Genomic DNA, 17,659 nt, shown 5'->3' on the forward strand with positions numbered 1-17,659 from the left:
GCGTTTAACTTTCAGCTAGAACCATTTCCGAGGTGAAAACTCATGGCTGCTATCAGCGCCTCTCAGGTTAAGGAACTGCGCGAACGTACCGGTCTTGGCATGATGGAGTGTAAAAAAGCACTTACTGAAGCCGACGGTGATATCGAAGTTGCAATCGAGAACCTGCGTAAAAGCTCTGGCCTTAAAGCCGCGAAAAAAGCGGGCCGTACCGCTGCAGAAGGTGCCGTTGTTACTCGCGTAGCAGAAGACGGCAGCTACGGCGTAATGGTCGAGATCAACTCCGAAACTGATTTCGTTGCCCGTGACGACAACTTCATCGCTTTCACCAACAAGATCGCGGATGCGTTCTTTGCGGCAAAAAATGAAGACGTTGCAGCGGTAATGGCTGGCGACCTCGAGTCTACTCGTGAGCAGCTGGTACAGAAAATCGGCGAGAATATCGGTGTGCGTCGTGCCGTTGTTGTGAACGCTGTTGAAGGTGGCCTTGTAGGCGAATACGTTCACGGCGGCCGTATCGGCGTCTTGACCGTTCTGAAAGGTGGTAGCACGGAAGCTGCTAAAGACGTTGCTATGCACGTAGCAGCGATCAATCCGTCGGTTGCGCACCCCGAAGATATGCCGCAGGAAGAGCTGGACAAAGAAAAAGCGATTATTCTGGCCCAGCCGGACATGGCCGGTAAGCCTGAGCAGATCGCTGAGAAAATGGTTCAAGGCCGTCTGAAAAAGTACTTGGCCGAGAACAGTCTGACCGAACAGCCGTTCGTTAAAGACCCGAACCAATCCGTTGCCGAGTTCGTGAAAGCGGCGGGTGGCGAAGTGGTTAGCTTCACTCGCTTTGAAGTGGGCGAAGGCATCGAGAAAGAAGAAGTCGACTTTGCTAAAGAAGTTATGGAACAGGCTGGCCGTCGCTAAGGTCAGAGGTTTCAGAAAGAAGATGGCGTGCGCGCGAGCGCACGCTTTTGTGTATCCGGCCCCTGTGAAAAACAGGGGTCGTCTCGCCCGCCTGTGTTCAGGTCTGCCTCAGGAGAGATGCCATGTCACGTGAAGTTCAAGAGTCCGCCCCCGCAGTTGCTGCCAGTAAGACTGAAAAGTCGAAATCAAAATACAAACGTATTTTGCTGAAGTTGTCTGGCGAAGCGCTAATGGGTGAGCACGATTTTGGTATTGATCCGAAAGTGCTGGATCGTATGGCGTTAGAGATCGGCCAATTGGTTGGTATTGGCGTTCAGGTGGGGATCGTGATTGGTGGTGGAAACCTATTTCGTGGCGCGGCGCTTAATGAAGCCGGCATGGATCGGGTGACGGGTGACCACATGGGAATGCTGGCAACCGTGATGAATGCGCTAGCAATGCGAGATGCGCTTGAGCGTTCCAATATTCGCTCGCGGGTAATGTCAGCGATTCCCATGAGTGGTGTGGTAGAGCATTACGACCGCCGCACCGCCATCCGCTACTTAACGTCGGGAGACGTGGTGCTGTTTTCAGCGGGAACGGGTAATCCTTTCTTTACGACCGACTCTGCAGCCTGCTTACGTGGTATTGAAGTAGATGTTGACGTGGTGATCAAGGCCACCAAAGTAGACGGCGTGTACAATAAAGATCCGGTTAAACATCCCGATGCCGTGAAGTATGACCAGCTCTCTTACGACGATGCCCTAGACCAAAAATTGGGCGTTATGGATTTGACCGCAATCTGCCTGGTACGTGACCATAATATGCCGGTGCGGGTATTTGATATGAATAAGCCTGGTGCCCTGCTGAATTTGGTAGTAGGGGGCAAGGAAGGCACGCTGATAGACAGAGGGTAATATCGTGATCAATGACATCAAGAAAGATGCAGAATCTCGCATGAAGAAAAGCGTTGAAGCGCTGCACAGCAACTTCAACAAAATCCGTACGGGGCGTGCTCATCCCAGTATTCTCGACGCTGTTACCGTTGATTATTACGGTGGTCAGGTGCCGCTAAATCAAGTGGCTTCTGTTAACGTGGAAGATGCTCGTACGCTGACAGTGGCGCCTTGGGAGCAGGGCATGGTGCCCAAGATTGAAAAGGCAATTATGACCTCTGATCTGGGGCTCAATCCTGCCAGCGCCGGCAATGTCATTCGCGTGCCGATGCCGATGTTGACCGAAGAAACGCGCAAAGGTTACATCAAGCAGGCGCGTAGCGAAGCTGAACATGCGCGCGTGGCGGTGCGTAACGTACGTCGTGATGCCAACGGTGATTTTAAGTCTTTGTTGAAGGATAAAGAAATTACTGAAGACGATCAGCGCCAGGGTGAAGACGAAATCCAGAAGTTGACGGATAAGTATATTGCTGAGGTCGATAAAGCGCTTGCCGCAAAAGAACAAGATCTCATGCAGGTATAGTTATTAGTCTAAAAATAGCTACCTGCTTTCAATCAACCACGGGGGGCTTGGCTGCCCGTGGGTCATCGCTTGGCTTTACTATGACTGATCTTTGGTGCGAGAACCCATGACGTCTCCGCAGCTTCCCCAAGCGCAGCAGGATGGCGCGACGCCTTCTCGGTCCGAGGAGGCGCCGCCAGCCCATGTTGCTATTATTATGGATGGTAATAACCGCTGGGCGCGGGCACGTGGGCTTTCCGGAGTGCGCGGTCACCGAGCCGGTGTCGAAGCCGTTCGAGCGGTTATTGAACGCGCTGCGCAGCGCGGCGTTCAGACACTGAGTCTTTTTGCTTTTTCAAGTGAAAACTGGAAGCGCCCAGCGGCTGAGGTGAATGCCTTGATGGAGCTTTTTTTGATGGCGCTTAAGCGCGAGGTCAAAAAGCTCCATGAGCGTAATATTCGCCTGTCAATTATTGGCGAACAGCGTGGTTTTTCCCATGCGATCCAAAAGCATATTCAGCGTGCCGAGTCGTTAACCGCAGAGAATACCGGTATGCATCTGGTGATTGCGGCCAACTACGGTGGTCAATGGGACCTTGCGCGAGCGGCTAGACAGTTGGCGGAGCAAGTCGCCGCAGGTGAGTTAGCGGCTTCCGATATTGATGAGGCGCGTCTTGATGCGGCGATGAATACGCACAATGTACCGCCGGTAGATTTATGCATCCGCACCAGCGGAGAGCAGCGGCTATCTAACTTTATGTTATGGCAGTTAGCTTACGCAGAACTGCATTTTTCGCCACTGCTCTGGCCAGATTTTAACGGGGCGGCACTTGATGAGGCGCTTGACGATTTTTGCCTACGTCGCCGTCGTTTTGGTATGACCGACGCACAAATAGAGGCGCAAGGTGCTTAAACAGCGGATGATTACAGCAGCTTGGTTAGCGCCCCTGACGCTGACTGGCTTGTTCGGACTACAAGGTGGAGCCTTTGCACTGTTTACAGCGCTAATTGTGCTGCTAGGTGCTTGGGAGTGGACCAACTTGGCCGGTGTCGCCCGTCAGGGAGCGCGAATTGCCCTGGTAGCTGTTATGGCAGTGTTAATGCTGGCAATGTGGCTAGGTGGAGCAGCGTTTGCCGCTTGGCCGCTTTGGCTGGCTGCTGTGGGGTGGGGGATTAATCTTTATTGGGTGACCCACTACCCTGATACTGCCAACCAATGGCAAGCCACTTCTCGGCGGTTGCTCATGGGTGTGTGGGTGCTGCTGCCGTGCTGGGTAGGATTCAATGTGCTCCGCGATAGTGGCGCTGTATGGCTGCTGTTTGTGCTGTTGTTAGTCTGGACCGCTGATATTGGCGCCTACTTTGCTGGCAGGCGTTGGGGAAAAAATAAGCTTGCTCCAAAAGTGAGCCCAGGTAAGTCCTGGGAAGGTGTTTATGGCGGCCTTGCGGCCACGCTATTGCTAGCAATTGTGTTCGCTGTGTGGCAGCCCATTAACCTTATAGGCGGTGTCGCACTGGTAGTGATTACCGGTTTAGTGACGCTGGTTTCAGTGCTTGGTGACCTTCTCGAAAGTATGCTTAAACGCTATCGGGGCATCAAAGATTCAAGTCAGCTCTTGCCAGGCCATGGCGGTGTACTGGATCGTATTGATAGCCTGACGGCAGCAGTGCCTATTTTTGCGCTGTTCTATTTGCAGGTGATCCATCTCCAGGTGAGCGCCCTATGAGCCAACCAGCTGTTCAGCGTATTACAGTGCTTGGTTCAACAGGCTCAATTGGTAAAAGCACCCTTGATGTCATTGCTCAATATCCAGACCGCTATCGCGTTTATGCCTTAACGGCCCATACCTCAAAAGAAGTGCTCTTAGCGCAATGCCGCTTTCATCACCCAGAAGTCGCTGTATTACATGACCCTGAGGATGCGGCCTGGTTGCAGCAAGCACTTTTAACGTCAGGGCTCTCTACTAAGGTTCTTTCAGGAGCTATGGCGCTTTGCCAGGTGGCGCGAGAAAGGCAAGTGGATACCGTGATGGCCGCTATTGTTGGCGCAGCGGGCCTGTTACCTGCGCTAGCAGCTGCCGAGTCAGGTAAGCGCGTACTGTTGGCCAATAAAGAAGCTCTAGTGATGAGTGGCGCGCTGTTTATGGACGCTGTTGCGCGCTCAGGTGCAACCTTATTGCCGATTGATTCCGAACATAATGCTATTTACCAATGTCTACCTACCGAGCATAGAGGTGGACTGCGTCAGCACGGTGTTCGCCAGCTGCTGCTCACCGCCTCTGGCGGCCCTTTTCGTGGCTGGCAGGCAGAAGATATCGCTAAGGTGACCCCTGAGCAGGCTTGTCATCATCCTAACTGGTCAATGGGGCGCAAAATCTCCGTCGATAGCGCGACGTTGATGAATAAAGGCTTAGAGCTTATTGAAGCGTGCTGGCTATTTGATGCAACGCCTGATCAGATACAGGTAGTGGTTCATCCGCAAAGCGTTATTCACTCGATGGTTGCCTATGATGATGGCTCGGTGATTGCGCAGCTGGGTAATCCTGATATGCGTACGCCTATTGCTTATGGATTGGCATGGCCGGAACGGATTGATGCGGGTGTTGAGACGCTGGATCTTTTTCAGGTGGCGCGTCTGGATTTCGAAGCCCCCGATGAAGCGCTTTTCCCCTGCTTGTCGCTCGCCCGTGATGCTATGCACAAGGGCGGCGCTGCACCGGCGATTTTGAATGCGGCGAATGAGGTCGCCGTGGAGGCTTTTCTGGAAGGACAGCTTGGCTTCAGCGCGATTGCTGACGTAGTGGCAAAAGTGATGGCTCTACCGTTTGAAGGGCGTGCCGACACGCTTGAGCGGATATTATCTGCAGATCAGTGGGCACGGGAGCAGGCGGCGCTAATAGTATGCCAGTAGTTCGCTTAGCATCAGCCATCGTTGATCAGCGAGTCGTGTAAAGGAGCGAAGAGTGAGCCTGATACAGAACATATTAGCGGTGATCGTGGTACTGGGGTTGTTGGTAACCTTTCACGAGTTTGGCCATTTTTGGGTGGCGCGGCGCTGCGGTGTAAAGGTGCTACGTTTCTCAGTCGGCTTTGGTAAGCCGCTATGGTCGACCGTTGATCGTCACGGCACAGAGTTCGCGGTGGCGGCCATACCGCTAGGCGGCTACGTAAAAATGCTCGACGAGCGCGAAGCGCCTGTACCTGAAGAGCAATTAGATCAGGCGTTTAACCGCAAGACCGTATGGCAGCGTATCGCTATTGTTGCCGCTGGCCCGATTGCAAATTTTTTACTTGCGATTGTAGCTTACTGGGCGCTATTCGTTGCAGGCACTACAACCGTTGCTCCTATTGTTGGCGATGTTGCTCCTAACTCTCCTGCGGCAGAGGCAGGGCTTTCTCACGGCGCAGAAATTACCTCTATCCAGGGAGATGCTATGCGCTCCTGGGAAGAGATTAATTTAAAGCTTGTCTCTATGATCGGGTTTAATGGCGACCTGGTGCTTGAGGCACAGCCTGAAGGGTCCAATGCCTCTCGGGTTTATCAGCTTCCTGTTGCCAACTACATGGTTCGCCAGGACCCGCCCCAGCCAATGCAGAGTTTGGGCATTACACCTTGGCGCCCGAACGTACCCGCAGTGCTAGGCCAAGTGATTGATGGCCAGGCGGCTGCACAAGCTGGCCTGCGAGCGGGTGATCGTATTGTGTCTCTGGATGGCGAGCCAATTGACGACTGGATGCAGTTTGTCTCGGTTATTCGTGAGAATGCAGGCCAAACCTTAGAGGTGGGTTACCAGCGTGGTGATGAGCAGGGTAGCCTTTCCTTAACCCCTGGACGTAATACGCTGGAGAGTGGCGTCGAGGTTGGGTACATTGGTGCCGGAGCGCAGCAGGTAACATGGCCTGAAGAGTTTCAACGTGAAATTCGTTACGGGCCTGTAGAAGCGGTAGGTCAAGCGTTATCACGTACAGGTGAGATGACGCTGCTGACAGTAGATGCTATCCGTAAGATGCTGGTGGGGCTTATTTCACCGTCGAACCTTTCGGGGCCGATTACCATCGCGCAGATATCAGGTGACTCTGCTCGTGCGGGGATGGAAGCGTTCGTAGGCTTTCTAGCGTATCTTTCTATCAGCCTTGGCGTGCTTAATCTACTGCCAATACCCGTGCTCGATGGTGGGCATTTACTTTATTATTTTATAGAGGTCGTGCGTGGGCGGCCGGTCTCTGAGCAAACGCAAGCAGTAGGGTTGCGTATTGGGCTTGCCATGGTAGGCACCCTAATGTTGATGGCTCTCTATTTTGATCTGATGCGCCTGTGGTAATGACGCGTGTAGGGCGCTGGATGCCTTGTCATCTGCCTGCACAAATGTATATGGTGCCTATCTGGAATGATGGGCAGACCAACGCGAGCGAACTGACTGCATGAAAATCAAGACCCTTGGAATGGCGGCATTGTTGTTGGTAGGTACCAGCACTGCCCAAGCACAATCCTTTGATGTTTCCGACATTCGTGTGGAAGGACTGCAGCGGGTATCTGCCGCCTCGGTCTTTAATGCGTTTCCCGTCAATGCCAATGATCGCGTTAGCGAACAGCAGCTTGCTGCCGCTGCGCGAGATTTGTTTGCCACAGGTTTGTTTGAAGATGTTTCCCTCGCGCGCGAAGGAGATGTGTTGATTATCCAGGTGGTTGAGCGCCCGACGATCGCGCGCTTGAACATCGAAGGGAATCAGCAGATTTCTGATGAGGATCTGCGCAACGGTCTGCGCGAATCAGGTCTTTCTGAGGGGCAGGTGCTCCAACTTTCCACGTTGGAAGAGATTCAGCGTGAGCTTGAAGGGGTTTATCAAGCTCAGGGGCGCTACAGCGCCGGTATCGATGTTGAAGTTGACGAAATTGATGAAGGCCGTGTTCAGGTTAATATCAATGTTAACGAAGGTGAAGTCGCTAAAATCCGCCAGATCAACATCGTGGGCAATGAAGCGTTCGACGATGACACGCTGCGCGACGTATTTGAGCTAAATGATCGGCCAGGGCGTGTTTTTGGTTGGTTCCCTAAAGATGAGTATTCCCGCGAAGCGTTGGCAGGGGACATTGAGCGGTTACGCTCCTTTTACTTGGATCGTGGTTACGTCAATTTTGATGTCACCTCAACACAGGTTTCCATTGGTCCTGAAAAGTCAGAGATCTTCATCACGTTAAATATTGATGAGGGCAACCAGTTCCAAGTAGGCGACATTCGTTTTGCAGGTGACCTGCAAATTAGCGAAAACGAAGCGAACGAGCTACTGACTATTAACCGTGGTGATACGTTCTCTCGTGGGGATCTCAACGCGTCTACCGAGGCGCTTCGTCAGCGTCTTGGGGCGGAAGGCTTTGCGTTTGCTGAAGTTCAAGGTATCCCTGAAATGGCCGGTGATGGTGAAACGGTTGATTTAGTGATCGCGGTCAACCCTGGTCAGCGAACTTATGTACGTCGTATTGAGTTTTACGGCAATACCACAACGCAAGACGAAGTATTGCGTCGAGAAATGATCCAGTTAGAGGGGGCGCCTGCCTCGACTGAGTCGATTACTCAGTCGCGTCAACGCTTGGAGCGTCTTGGCTTTTTCAGCCAGGTAGAGGTTGATACGCAACCGGTTCCGGGGCAGCCCGACTTGCTAGACGTAACGTATAACGTCGAAGAGCAACCGTCTGGCTCGGTATCTGCCAGTGTCGGCTTCTCGCAAAGTGCAGGGGTAATTTATGGTGTCGGTTTGGCGCAAAATAACTTCCTAGGTACCGGTAACCGCGTCAACGTAGGTGCGCAACGTAGTGATACGTTTACCAGCGTTAACTTTGCATTTACGGATCCCTACTGGACACTGGATGGTATTTCGCGCGGTTATAACCTGTTTTATCGGGAAACGGATTACGGCGACTCCGATATTTCGACGTTCTCCACCGATGCTTACGGTGCTGGTATTAACTTCGGTTACCCCATCAGCGAGCTTTCCCGTCTGAACTTTGGCGCCAGTATTGAAGAACTCACGATTAAAACCTATGACGACTCTGCCTCAGAAATCATTCGTTACGTCGAAGATCAAGGCGATGACGCACAAAGCCTGAAGCTAACGGCAAGCTGGACACGTAATAACTTGAACCGTGGCATTATGCCAACAGCGGGTAACTATCAGCGTGTCTCGCTAGAAACAGGTGTCCCTGGTAGTGATGCGGAATACTACAAGCTGCGTGCTCGTGCCCAGCAGCTGTTCCCGATCAACGATGACCAGACTTGGGCGTTGAAGTTTACCGGTAATCTAGGCTATGCCGACACGCTGGGTAGCAATGATCCTTATCCGTTCTATGAGAACTTTTATGCGGGTGGCTTAGGTTCAGTGCGTGGTTTTACATCGAATACCCTGGGACAGCGTACAACACCGACTCGAGATGGCGGACGTGACCGTACGTTGGGCGGTAATATCTTGGTAGAAGGGTCGGCAGAAGTGCTCTTCCCAATGCCCTTTGTGGAAGACCAGCGTGCGATTCAACCGTCGCTCTTCCTCGACGCGGGTAATACCTTCTTGAGTTCTTGCTATGATGTGCAGGAAGCAGATATTGGGCGCCAGCAATGTAGTTCTGGAGTCGACCTGGGTGACTTGCGTTACAGCGTTGGTATCGGCCTTTCGTGGCTAACGCCGGTAGGCCCGTTGACCTTCAGCGTTGCAGAACCGTTAAGCGATAAAAGCGGTGACGATACCCAGTTCTTCCAGTTCTCGCTGGGCCAAACGTTCTAACATGGTGGGATACGTTGGTACCTACCTAATAAAAAGGAGTTAACACGATGCGTAAACTGACAGCAGCTGTGTGCCTATTTGGCGCCATGACGCTTCCCGCCTACGCCATTGCCGCTGAAGTGGCAGTGCTTGATTGGCGTGCTGCGTTGATGAATACACAGTCGGCTCAGTCATCGTTGAGCCAACTGGAAGGCCAAATCGGTAACCAGCAGCGCGAGGCTCAAGCGTTAGGAGAAGAGCTTCAACGCATACAAGAGCGTTTACAGCGTGAAGGTGAGACAATGTCTCAGTCTCAGCGAGATCCGCTAATTGCTGAACTTCAGCAGAAGGGTAGCCGCTTTGAGCAGCTGCGCCGTGAAGTGCTCCAAGCGCAGCAAGCGTCTGAGCAGCGGTTCCTTGAAGGCGCTGAGCCCAAGCTGGAACAAGCGGTAGAGCAGGTGTTAGAGCGTCACAACATTGATGTTCTGGTAGAGCCTCAAGGGGTGTTGCACTCATCAACTGACCTGCCTAATGTGACTAATGAGGTCACACAGATTTTTGATTCGCTAAACTAATTTTAGGACTGTTGGTGCGGCTAGTCCGCACCCATGTTTCTCTGGGCTCCCATGACGCACGCTCCTCATCACCTTACCCTTGCGCAGATTGCACGTCACTTGGACGTCGATTTTGAAGGCGACGCCGAACAGCCGATTCGGGGTCTCGCAACGCTTAAAGAGGCAGCGCCTGATCAAGTCGCATTTCTCGCTAATCGTGCGTATTTAAAAGATCTAGCAACCACAAAAGCAGCGGCAGTGTTGCTTCATCCTGAGCATGGCAAGAATTGCCCTGTTCCGCGTTTAGAGATGGCGAATCCTTATTTAGGTTACGCAAAGCTTTCCCAGCTATTCGATCCGTTACCTGCTCGGGATGTGACTGGTATTCACCCCACAGCGGTTGTAGCGGATGACGCTATGTTGGGCAACGGTGTGTCTGTTCAAGCGCATGCGGTGATTGAAGCCGGCGTCGTGTTAGGTGAGCGTGTGGTTGTTGGTGCTGGCAGTGTGATTGGTGCCGATAGCGTGATTGGCGACGATACGCGGCTACACGCCAACGTTACTGTTTGCCACGGTGTTGTTGTGGGCAAGCGAGTGATTTTGCAAAGCGGCTGTGTGATCGGTGGTGATGGTTTCGGCTTTGCCCATGACGGGGCCGGATGGCACAAAATCGCTCAATTAGGCGGGGTTGTGCTAGGCGATGATGTTGAAGTCGGTAGCTGCTCAAGCATTGACCGTGGCGCGTTGGGAGACACTGTCATTGGCAACGATGTAAAAATCGATAGCCAGGTACAGATTGCGCATAACGTGATCATTGGTGATCACAGCGCATTAGCGGGATGTGTTGGCATTGCTGGCTCCACGACAGTGGGTAAGCACTGTATGCTCGGAGGGGGCGTTGGACTGTCCGGACACCTTTCTATTTGTGACGGTGTGCAGGTAACGGGGATGAGTCTAGTGACCAATTCGATTCATGAACCAGGTGTCTATTCATCGGGTACTGGTGCCATGAATAATACCCAATGGCGCAAGAATGCGGTGCGATTTAAACAGCTAGATGAAATAGCCAAGCGTTTATCTCGTTTAGAGAAAAGCCATCGCAGCAAGTAGAGTTTTGGCAGCAATATAGCTACAGCTAGCTTGAGGCTGCATAGCAGCAGGTTATAATTCACTGCTTTTTAACCAGCAACTTTGCTGGTGCGTGCCTGATATGATTCGGGCCTTTTGTCATTTTAGAGGTCGTTACGATGGTTATGGATATTAACGAAATTCGCGAATACTTGCCTCATCGCTACCCGTTTTTGCTGGTGGACCGAGTAACGCAATTAACCGTGGGTGAATCCATCGTTGCGTACAAAAATGTCAGTATTAATGAACCGTTTTTTAATGGCCATTTCCCGCACCATCCCATTATGCCAGGTGTTTTAGTCTTAGAGGCGCTGGCTCAGGTGTGCGGTATTTTAGGCTTTAAAACGGTCAATAAGCTGCCCGCTGACGGCTATGTGTACTATCTAGTAGGAAGCGATAATGTGCGCTTCAAGCGCCCTGTTATGCCGGGGGACCAGTTAGTCCTGGAAGCCAATGTCATCCGTGGGAAACGTGGTATTTGGAAGTTCGCCTGCCGTGCCACGGTTGATGGTGAATTAGCCTGCGAGGCGGAAATTATTTGTGCTGAGAGGAAGGTCGCTTGATACATCCTACTGCACTGGTTGATCCCAAAGCGCAGCTTGCTGACGACGTTGAGGTTGGCCCGTTTAGTGTTATTGGGCCAGACGTCACGATTGGCGCTGGCTCTGTGATAGGCCCCCATGTGGTGATTAAAGGGCCTACCGTTCTCGGTGAACGTACGCGAATTTTTCAGTTTGCTTCGGTAGGAGAAGACTGCCAAGACAAAAAATACGCCGGCGAGCCAACGCGCTTGGTAATGGGGGATGATAACGTTGTTCGTGAAGGCGTTACTCTCCACCGTGGTACCGTGCAGGATCGCGGCGAAACCACTATTGGCTCGCGTAACCTATTCATGGCGTATGTTCATGTCGGTCATGACTGTGTGATTGGCAACGACTGTATCCTAGCTAACCAAGTCACTTTGGCAGGTCATGTTGTTCTCGGTGATCACGCTATTTTGGGTGGCCTTGCGGCTGTTCACCAGTTTTGTCACTTTGGTGAACATGCGATGGCCGGAGGCGGGTCGATTATTACCAAAGACACGCCCGCCTATGTGATGATCAATGGCAACCCTGCTGAAGCGCGAGGCCTTAATCTTGTTGGCTTGAAGCGCCGTGGCTTTAGTCGAGACGCGATCAATGCATTAAGCAGTGCCTACAAACTGGTATACCGCCAGGGCTTAACTGTCGAGCAGGCGGTTAGCGAAATGCGCAGCCGATTCGACCTGCCCGAAGTCACCACGTTTGCCGACTCTATTGAGCGGTCAACGCGCGGTATCGTCCGCTAATGACATTGATGTCTAGCCGACATCAACGATGGATTCAAATGCCACTACTTCTCCCGTCATCATGACACTTCAGCGCGTCTACATTGTTGCAGGCGAACTCTCCGGGGATATCCTTGGGGCAGGGTTGATGCACGAGCTGAAGCTGCGCCACCCCAACATTGAGTTTCGTGGGCTGGGCGGGCCTCGCATGGAAGCGCAGGGTCTGACGAGCCGCTTTCCCCTTGAAACATTATCGGTGATGGGGCTTGTTGAAGTCATCAAGCACTTGCCAGAGCTCATTCGCGTGCGCCGGATTCTGCGTGAAGAAGCGCTCGCCTGGCAGCCGGATATTATGATTGGCATTGACGCGCCTGACTTCAATATTGGTCTTGAAAAACAGCTGCGTGCCGCCGGATTAAAGACAGCTCACTATGTCAGCCCTTCGGTATGGGCATGGCGGCAAGGGCGGGTGAAAAAGATCGCCAAGGCGGTTGATGGCATGCTGACGCTACTGCCGTTTGAGGCTGACTTTTACCATCAGCACCAGGTGCCGGTCGCCTTTGTTGGTCATCCATTAGCGGATGAATTACCGCTTGAGAATGATCGCCAAGCGGCTCGCCAGATACTCGCATTGCCTGCTCAAGCCCCTGTTCTGGCAATACTGCCTGGTTCGCGGGGTAATGAAATACGCTTTCTTGGTGATACGTTTTTACGCGCTGCTGAGCTGCTCTGTCAGCGTAATGAATCACTGCATGTGGTCATTCCCGCAGCGACCCGCCAGCGTTATCAAGAAATTACCCAGCTCCTGGCAAACTACCCCACGTTAAGCGAGCGTGTCATGCTCTTGGAAGGGCAGGCTCGCGAGGCGATGGTAGCCAGCGATGCTGTGTTGCTGGCCTCGGGCACCGCCGCGCTAGAAGCCATGCTATGTCATCGGTCAATGCTGGTGGCTTATAAAATGGCGCCGATAACTCATTGGCTGGCAAAGCGCTTGGTGAAAACAGCATGGATTTCACTACCCAATTTGATTGCTCAAGAGGGCGTTGTGCCCGAGCTGATCCAGGACGCCGCCTCACCAGAAACGATCGCTGATCGGCTCGACGAAATGCTTAATAATGCCCAAGCACGTAACGCCCTGGAGGCACGCTTTGCCGATATGCATCGTGCGTTACAGCGCAATGCCAGCCAACGAGCGGCACAAGCAATTACCTCTCTGGCGGCGGGCCAGCCATTGGCTAGCGACGAAATAGTTTCCTACGAAGAGGGTCATCATGGCCGTTAAGCCGACTGATTATCCCCCCTTAGTGATCGACTATCGTGGTGACTTCTTAGCGGGCGTTGACGAAGTTGGGCGTGGGCCTCTGATTGGCAGTGTTGTGGCATCGGCGGTGATTCTTGATCTTAGTCGCCCTATTGAGGGGCTGACGGATTCAAAAAAGCTCACTGCTAAAAAACGCGAAGCGCTGGATGTGCTGATTCGCGAACGTGCGTTAGCGTTTGCTGTGGCCGAGGCCAGTGCTGCTGAGGTTGATCAGCTAAATATCTACCATGCCACTCATCTTGCTATGCGGCGTGCCATTGATGCTTTAACACCCGCGGCTGAATATTTATTGGTCGATGGTAATCGGTTGCCTGGGCACGAGCTTCCTGGGCAAGCGGTGGTAAAAGGCGATGCCCGTCATCCTGCGATCGCCGCTGCGTCAATTTTAGCCAAGGTGGCCAGAGATGCTCAGATGGCTGAGCTTGATCTGCGCTATCCTGATTATGGCTTTGCCCGCCATAAAGGTTATCCAACGAAAGAACATTTAGCGGCACTGTCTGCCCACGGGCCGCTTGCCGAACACCGCCGGAGCTTTGCGCCGGTTCAGCGTCAGTTAGCGCTGCTGTAAGCATTTTCTATTTATCTAGCTTTGTTGCTGAGAGTCCCATGACGGTTCCGTTTGTTCATCTACGTTTGCACAGTGAATACTCCCTGGTTGATGGCTTGGTAAAACTCAAGTCACTGGTCAGTACCACCGCTGAGCGCGGGATGCCGGCTCTGGCCTTAACCGATGAAGCTAACTTGTTTGGTTTGGTTAAGTTCTACAAAGCGGCGCAGGGCGCTGGCCTGAAGCCCATCATCGGTAGCGACTTATGGTTGTACAACCCCCATGATGAGGCCCATCCGTATCGCATTACGCTGCTGGCGATGAACGATGTGGGTTACCGCAATCTCACTGAATTGATTTCTAAAGGGTGGACCGATGGCCAGCGCCAAGGGCGAGCCATTCTGGACAAACAGTGGGTGCTAGCGCAAAGCGAAGGACTGATTGCGCTATCAGGCGGGCGTGAAGGCGAGATAGGTCGTCACTTGCTGTCTGATCATGAGCGCGAAGCCCGAGAGCTGTTGGAAGAGTGGCAGCGCGCCTTTCCAGACCGTTTTTATTTGGAGTTAATCCGTACCGGGCGGCCACTTGAAGAAGACTGCGTTCACGCGAGTGTGAAGCTTGCGATTGAGTCGAATACCCCAGTGGTAGCGACCAATGACGTGCGCTTTTTAGAGCGGGAGGACTTTTGGGCGCACGAAACCCGCGTTGCCATCGGTGAAGGCAAGGCCTTGGATGATCCGCGCCGTGAACGACGCTACACCGAAGAGCAGTACCTAAAAAGTCCTGAGGAGATGGCAGCACTGTTTGCTGATATTCCTGAGGCGCTTGAGAACAGCGTTATGATCGCCGAGCGGTGTAGCGTTGATGTACGGTTGGGCGAAATTTTCCTACCTGAGTTCGAAATTCCCGAAGGGATGACGCAGGATGAGTTTTTCCGCAAAGTCTCCCATGACGGCCTCACTGAACGGTTAGATTTTCTGTTCCCTGTTGAACAGTACCCCCGCGATAGCGATTCATATCGCGAGATTGATCAACGTTACCGTGACAGGCTTGAGTTTGAGCTGAACGTTATTATCCAGATGGGGTTTCCTGGTTACTTCCTGATCGTGATGGACTTTATCCAGTGGGCCAAGGATAACAACGTGCCAGTCGGCCCAGGGCGTGGTTCCGGTGCGGGCTCATTAGTGGCTTACGCGCAAAAAATTACCGATCTTGATCCCATTGGCTACGATCTGCTGTTCGAACGCTTTCTTAATCCTGAGCGTGTCTCCATGCCCGACTTTGACGTCGACTTTTGCATGGAAAAGCGCGACAAAGTGATTGAATATGTAGCTAATCGTTACGGCCGCAATGCGGTATCTCAGATTGTCACCTTTGGCACCATGGCTGCAAAAGCGGTGGTGCGCGACGTGGCGCGCGCTCAGGGGCGGCCTTACTCCTTAGGCGATAAGCTCTCTAAGCTGATCCCCTTTGAAGTGGGTATGACGCTTGCCAAAGCGATAGAGCAAGAACCGGCACTGAAAGAGTTTATCGGCAACGACGACGAAGCCGAAGAGATCTGGGAAATGGCCCTCAAGCTAGAGGGCACCACCCGGGGTACCGGTAAGCACGCGGGGGGCGTCGTCATTGCGCCCACCAAACTGACCGATTTCTCGCCGCTGCTGTGCGATGAAGATGGCTCTGGCCTGGTGGTGCAGTTCGATAAAAACGACATCGAAGACGCTGGGCTAGTAAAGTTCGACTTTTTGGGCTTGCGGACGCTGACGATTATCGACTGGGCGCTGGAAATGGTCGATAAAGTGCGGGGGGTAAACGGTCAAGCGCCACTTAACATCGACGCTATCCCGCTGGACGACAGCAAAACGTTTGAGATGCTTAAACGCGCGGAAACCACCGCCGTTTTCCAGTTGGAATCTCGTGGTATGAAGGAGCTGATTAAGCGCCTGCTGCCAGACTCCCTCGACGATATGATCGCTCTGGTGGCGCTATTCCGCCCAGGCCCGCTGCAGTCCGGCATGGTTGATGACTTTATCAATCGTAAGCACGGCCGTGCCGAAGTCTCTTACCCCCACCCAGATTATCAGCATGACCTGTTAAAGCCGGTACTCAGCCCGACATACGGCATTATTTTGTACCAAGAGCAGGTCATGCAGATTGCTCAGGTAATGGCCGGCTATTCACTGGGGCAGGCAGACATGCTGCGCCGCGCCATGGGTAAGAAAAAGCCCGAAGAGATGGCCAAGCAGCGTTCAGGCTTTATGGAAGGCTGTGCCGCCAACGGTATCGATAAAGACCTTGCTGGCAATATCTTTGATCTTGTTGAGAAATTCGCCGGTTATGGTTTTAACAAATCGCACTCTGCCGCTTACGCCTTGGTGTCTTATCAAACCGCCTGGTTGAAAGCGCACTATCCTGGCCCGTTTATGGCCGCCGTTATGTCAACGGAAATGGATAACCTGGACAAGGTAGTGCCGCTAATTGAGGAGTGCCGCCACCTCAAGCTTACCGTCACACCGCCGGATGTTAATGTCGGTGGCTACAAGTTCACCGTTGATACGGAAGGGCGCGTGGTTTACGGCCTGGGTGCCATTCGCGGTGTCGGTGAAGGCCCAATTGGTGCGATTGTTGAAGCCCGTAGCACCGATGGTCCATTTAAAGATCTGTTCGATTTTTGTCGCCGCCTTGATCCAAAACGGATGAACAAGCGAACGCTGGAAGCGCTGATTCGCTCTGGCGCACTGGATAATCTTGGCCCTAACCGGGCGGTGCTTTCCGCCGCGATGGAAGACGCCTTGAAAGCGGCTGCTCAAAACCATGCCAACCAAAATCTGGGTATGCTGGATATGTTTGGCGATGCGTTTACTGCGGAAGAGGAAGAAACGGACCCTTACGCTGAGTATCAGAGCGCCCGTGAATGGACAGATCGTGAGCGCCTTTCTGGTGAAAAAGATACGCTGGGTCTCTATCTGACCGGCCATCCCATTGATGAATATGAGCGTGAGCTAAAGCGCTTTGTCTCTACTCGCATTAGTGATTTGAAGGCCTCTCGTGAGCCGCAGCGGGTGGCTGGCTTAGTGGTAGCCATGCGCACTATGAAGTCCAAGCGTGGCGATACCATGGCGTTTATCACGCTGGATGATCGCACCGGGCGTATCGAAGCTTCCCTGTTTGGCGAACTATTTGAGCAACTGCGGGGCCAAATCGAATCTGACCAAGTGATTATCGTTGAAGGCGAAGTATCCAACGATGACTTCTCCGGCGGTTTGCGTTTGCGGGGTAAAGACGTTACGCCGATGGTGACCGCACGGATTCGCTATGGCGAAGCGGTAGAACTTGCATTGGATGCTGAACAGATCAACGGGCGTTTAGTCGATAGCCTGCGTGAGAGTCTTACGCCATACCGCGATACCGGCGGGTTGCCGGTGCGGCTGCAGTATCGCCACTCAGCAGCGGTTGGCTGGCTGGCGCTGGCCGATGAATGGAAAGTAGCTCCCAGCGACGACTTGTTGTTGGCCCTTCGTGATGTGCAGGGGCAGGTTGGCGTTCAGCTACGCTACCGCTAACAAACGCTATAAACATGCGCGTGCCACCGTCAAATTGAGTGCTAAATGGCGGTGCAGCACGCTAATTGAAAGGGTACTGCCTTGCGTGGCAGGTTCAGGGTGCGATAATGCCCCCATACATGCCCGTTTCGACAAGGC

15 protein-coding genes are annotated in these 17,659 nt (G+C 53.0%); all 15 read left to right on the forward strand.

All coding sequences use genetic code 11. The annotated features are described in order from the left end of the window. Positions 1-42 precede the first annotated feature (42 nt). Positions 43-912 (forward strand): translation elongation factor Ts, encoded by an 870-nt coding sequence (gene tsf, locus INT21_RS13820; protein ID WP_193059969.1) that lies wholly within the window; start codon positions 43-45, stop codon positions 910-912. Between the two features lie 122 nt (positions 913-1,034). Beyond that, positions 1,035-1,808, forward strand: coding sequence for a UMP kinase (pyrH, locus tag INT21_RS13825; RefSeq protein ID WP_089039229.1), 774 nt, complete (start codon positions 1,035-1,037; stop codon positions 1,806-1,808). A 4-nt stretch (positions 1,809-1,812) separates the two neighbouring features. Next, entirely contained in the window at positions 1,813-2,370 is a 558-nt protein-coding gene (gene frr, locus INT21_RS13830; RefSeq protein WP_089039228.1) for a ribosome recycling factor, read from the forward strand. 106 nt (positions 2,371-2,476) lie between these two features. Next, positions 2,477-3,262, forward strand: coding sequence for a polyprenyl diphosphate synthase (uppS, locus tag INT21_RS13835; protein WP_089039227.1), 786 nt, complete (start codon positions 2,477-2,479; stop codon positions 3,260-3,262). Next, the gene (locus tag INT21_RS13840) at positions 3,255-4,076 is read left to right on the forward strand and encodes a phosphatidate cytidylyltransferase (RefSeq protein WP_193059968.1); all 822 of its coding nucleotides are present in this window, start codon (positions 3,255-3,257) and stop codon (positions 4,074-4,076) included. Before uppS ends, INT21_RS13840 begins: the two co-directional genes overlap by 8 nt. Next, positions 4,073-5,260, forward strand: coding sequence for a 1-deoxy-D-xylulose-5-phosphate reductoisomerase (ispC, locus tag INT21_RS13845; protein ID WP_193059967.1), 1,188 nt, complete (start codon positions 4,073-4,075; stop codon positions 5,258-5,260). Before INT21_RS13840 ends, ispC begins: the two co-directional genes overlap by 4 nt. Positions 5,261-5,312: 52 nt before the next feature. Then, positions 5,313-6,671: a sigma E protease regulator RseP gene (gene rseP, locus INT21_RS13850; protein ID WP_193059966.1), complete on the forward strand. Its 1,359-nt coding sequence runs from the start codon at positions 5,313-5,315 to the stop codon at positions 6,669-6,671. A gap of 100 nt (positions 6,672-6,771) precedes the next feature. Continuing rightward, positions 6,772-9,123, forward strand: a complete 2,352-nt coding sequence (gene bamA / locus INT21_RS13855) for an outer membrane protein assembly factor BamA (RefSeq protein WP_446719051.1) — start codon at positions 6,772-6,774, stop codon at positions 9,121-9,123. 47 nt (positions 9,124-9,170) lie between these two features. Beyond that, entirely contained in the window at positions 9,171-9,677 is a 507-nt protein-coding gene (locus INT21_RS13860; protein ID WP_089039223.1) for an OmpH family outer membrane protein, read from the forward strand. 51 nt (positions 9,678-9,728) lie between these two features. Next, positions 9,729-10,766 (forward strand): UDP-3-O-(3-hydroxymyristoyl)glucosamine N-acyltransferase, encoded by a 1,038-nt coding sequence (lpxD, locus tag INT21_RS13865; protein ID WP_089040909.1) that lies wholly within the window; start codon positions 9,729-9,731, stop codon positions 10,764-10,766. A 137-nt stretch (positions 10,767-10,903) separates the two neighbouring features. Beyond that, positions 10,904-11,347 (forward strand): 3-hydroxyacyl-ACP dehydratase FabZ, encoded by a 444-nt coding sequence (gene fabZ / locus INT21_RS13870; RefSeq protein ID WP_089039222.1) that lies wholly within the window; start codon positions 10,904-10,906, stop codon positions 11,345-11,347. Next, positions 11,344-12,111 carry an acyl-ACP--UDP-N-acetylglucosamine O-acyltransferase gene (gene lpxA / locus INT21_RS13875; protein WP_089039221.1) on the forward strand — a complete coding sequence of 256 codons (768 nt, stop codon included), beginning with the start codon at positions 11,344-11,346 and terminating at the stop codon, positions 12,109-12,111. The genes fabZ and lpxA overlap by 4 nt, the downstream gene beginning before the upstream one ends. Positions 12,112-12,172: 61 nt before the next feature. Then, positions 12,173-13,372 (forward strand): lipid-A-disaccharide synthase, encoded by a 1,200-nt coding sequence (gene lpxB / locus INT21_RS13880; protein ID WP_193059999.1) that lies wholly within the window; start codon positions 12,173-12,175, stop codon positions 13,370-13,372. Continuing rightward, a complete protein-coding gene (gene rnhB, locus INT21_RS13885) occupies positions 13,362-13,979 on the forward strand; it encodes a ribonuclease HII (RefSeq protein WP_193068766.1) in 618 nt (205 codons plus the stop codon). The genes lpxB and rnhB overlap by 11 nt, the downstream gene beginning before the upstream one ends. 38 nt (positions 13,980-14,017) lie before the next feature. Beyond that, on the forward strand, positions 14,018-17,521 hold the full coding sequence (gene dnaE / locus INT21_RS13890) for a DNA polymerase III subunit alpha (RefSeq protein ID WP_193059962.1): 3,504 nt from the start codon (positions 14,018-14,020) through the stop codon (positions 17,519-17,521). Positions 17,522-17,659: the final 138 nt, after the last annotated feature.

Source organism: Halomonas sp. 3F2F (assembly GCF_014897805.1).
Lineage (GTDB): Bacteria > Pseudomonadota > Gammaproteobacteria > Pseudomonadales > Halomonadaceae > Vreelandella.

Bases quoted from the DNA above. Each gene is read 5' to 3' on its own strand.
- rnhB (WP_193068766.1), top strand. From the start codon at position 13,362: ATGGCCGTTAAGCCGACTGATTATCCCCCCTTAGTGATCGACTATCGT.
- fabZ (WP_089039222.1), top strand. From the start codon at position 10,904: ATGGTTATGGATATTAACGAAATTCGCGAATACTTGCCTCATCGCTAC.
- bamA (WP_446719051.1), top strand. From the start codon at position 6,772: ATGAAAATCAAGACCCTTGGAATGGCGGCATTGTTGTTGGTAGGTACC.
- INT21_RS13860 (WP_089039223.1), top strand. From the start codon at position 9,171: ATGCGTAAACTGACAGCAGCTGTGTGCCTATTTGGCGCCATGACGCTT.
- lpxB (WP_193059999.1), top strand. From the start codon at position 12,173: ATGACACTTCAGCGCGTCTACATTGTTGCAGGCGAACTCTCCGGGGAT.
- pyrH (WP_089039229.1), top strand. From the start codon at position 1,035: ATGTCACGTGAAGTTCAAGAGTCCGCCCCCGCAGTTGCTGCCAGTAAG.
- ispC (WP_193059967.1), top strand. From the start codon at position 4,073: ATGAGCCAACCAGCTGTTCAGCGTATTACAGTGCTTGGTTCAACAGGC.
- uppS (WP_089039227.1), top strand. From the start codon at position 2,477: ATGACGTCTCCGCAGCTTCCCCAAGCGCAGCAGGATGGCGCGACGCCT.
- dnaE (WP_193059962.1), top strand. From the start codon at position 14,018: ATGACGGTTCCGTTTGTTCATCTACGTTTGCACAGTGAATACTCCCTG.
- tsf (WP_193059969.1), top strand. From the start codon at position 43: ATGGCTGCTATCAGCGCCTCTCAGGTTAAGGAACTGCGCGAACGTACC.
- lpxD (WP_089040909.1), top strand. From the start codon at position 9,729: ATGACGCACGCTCCTCATCACCTTACCCTTGCGCAGATTGCACGTCAC.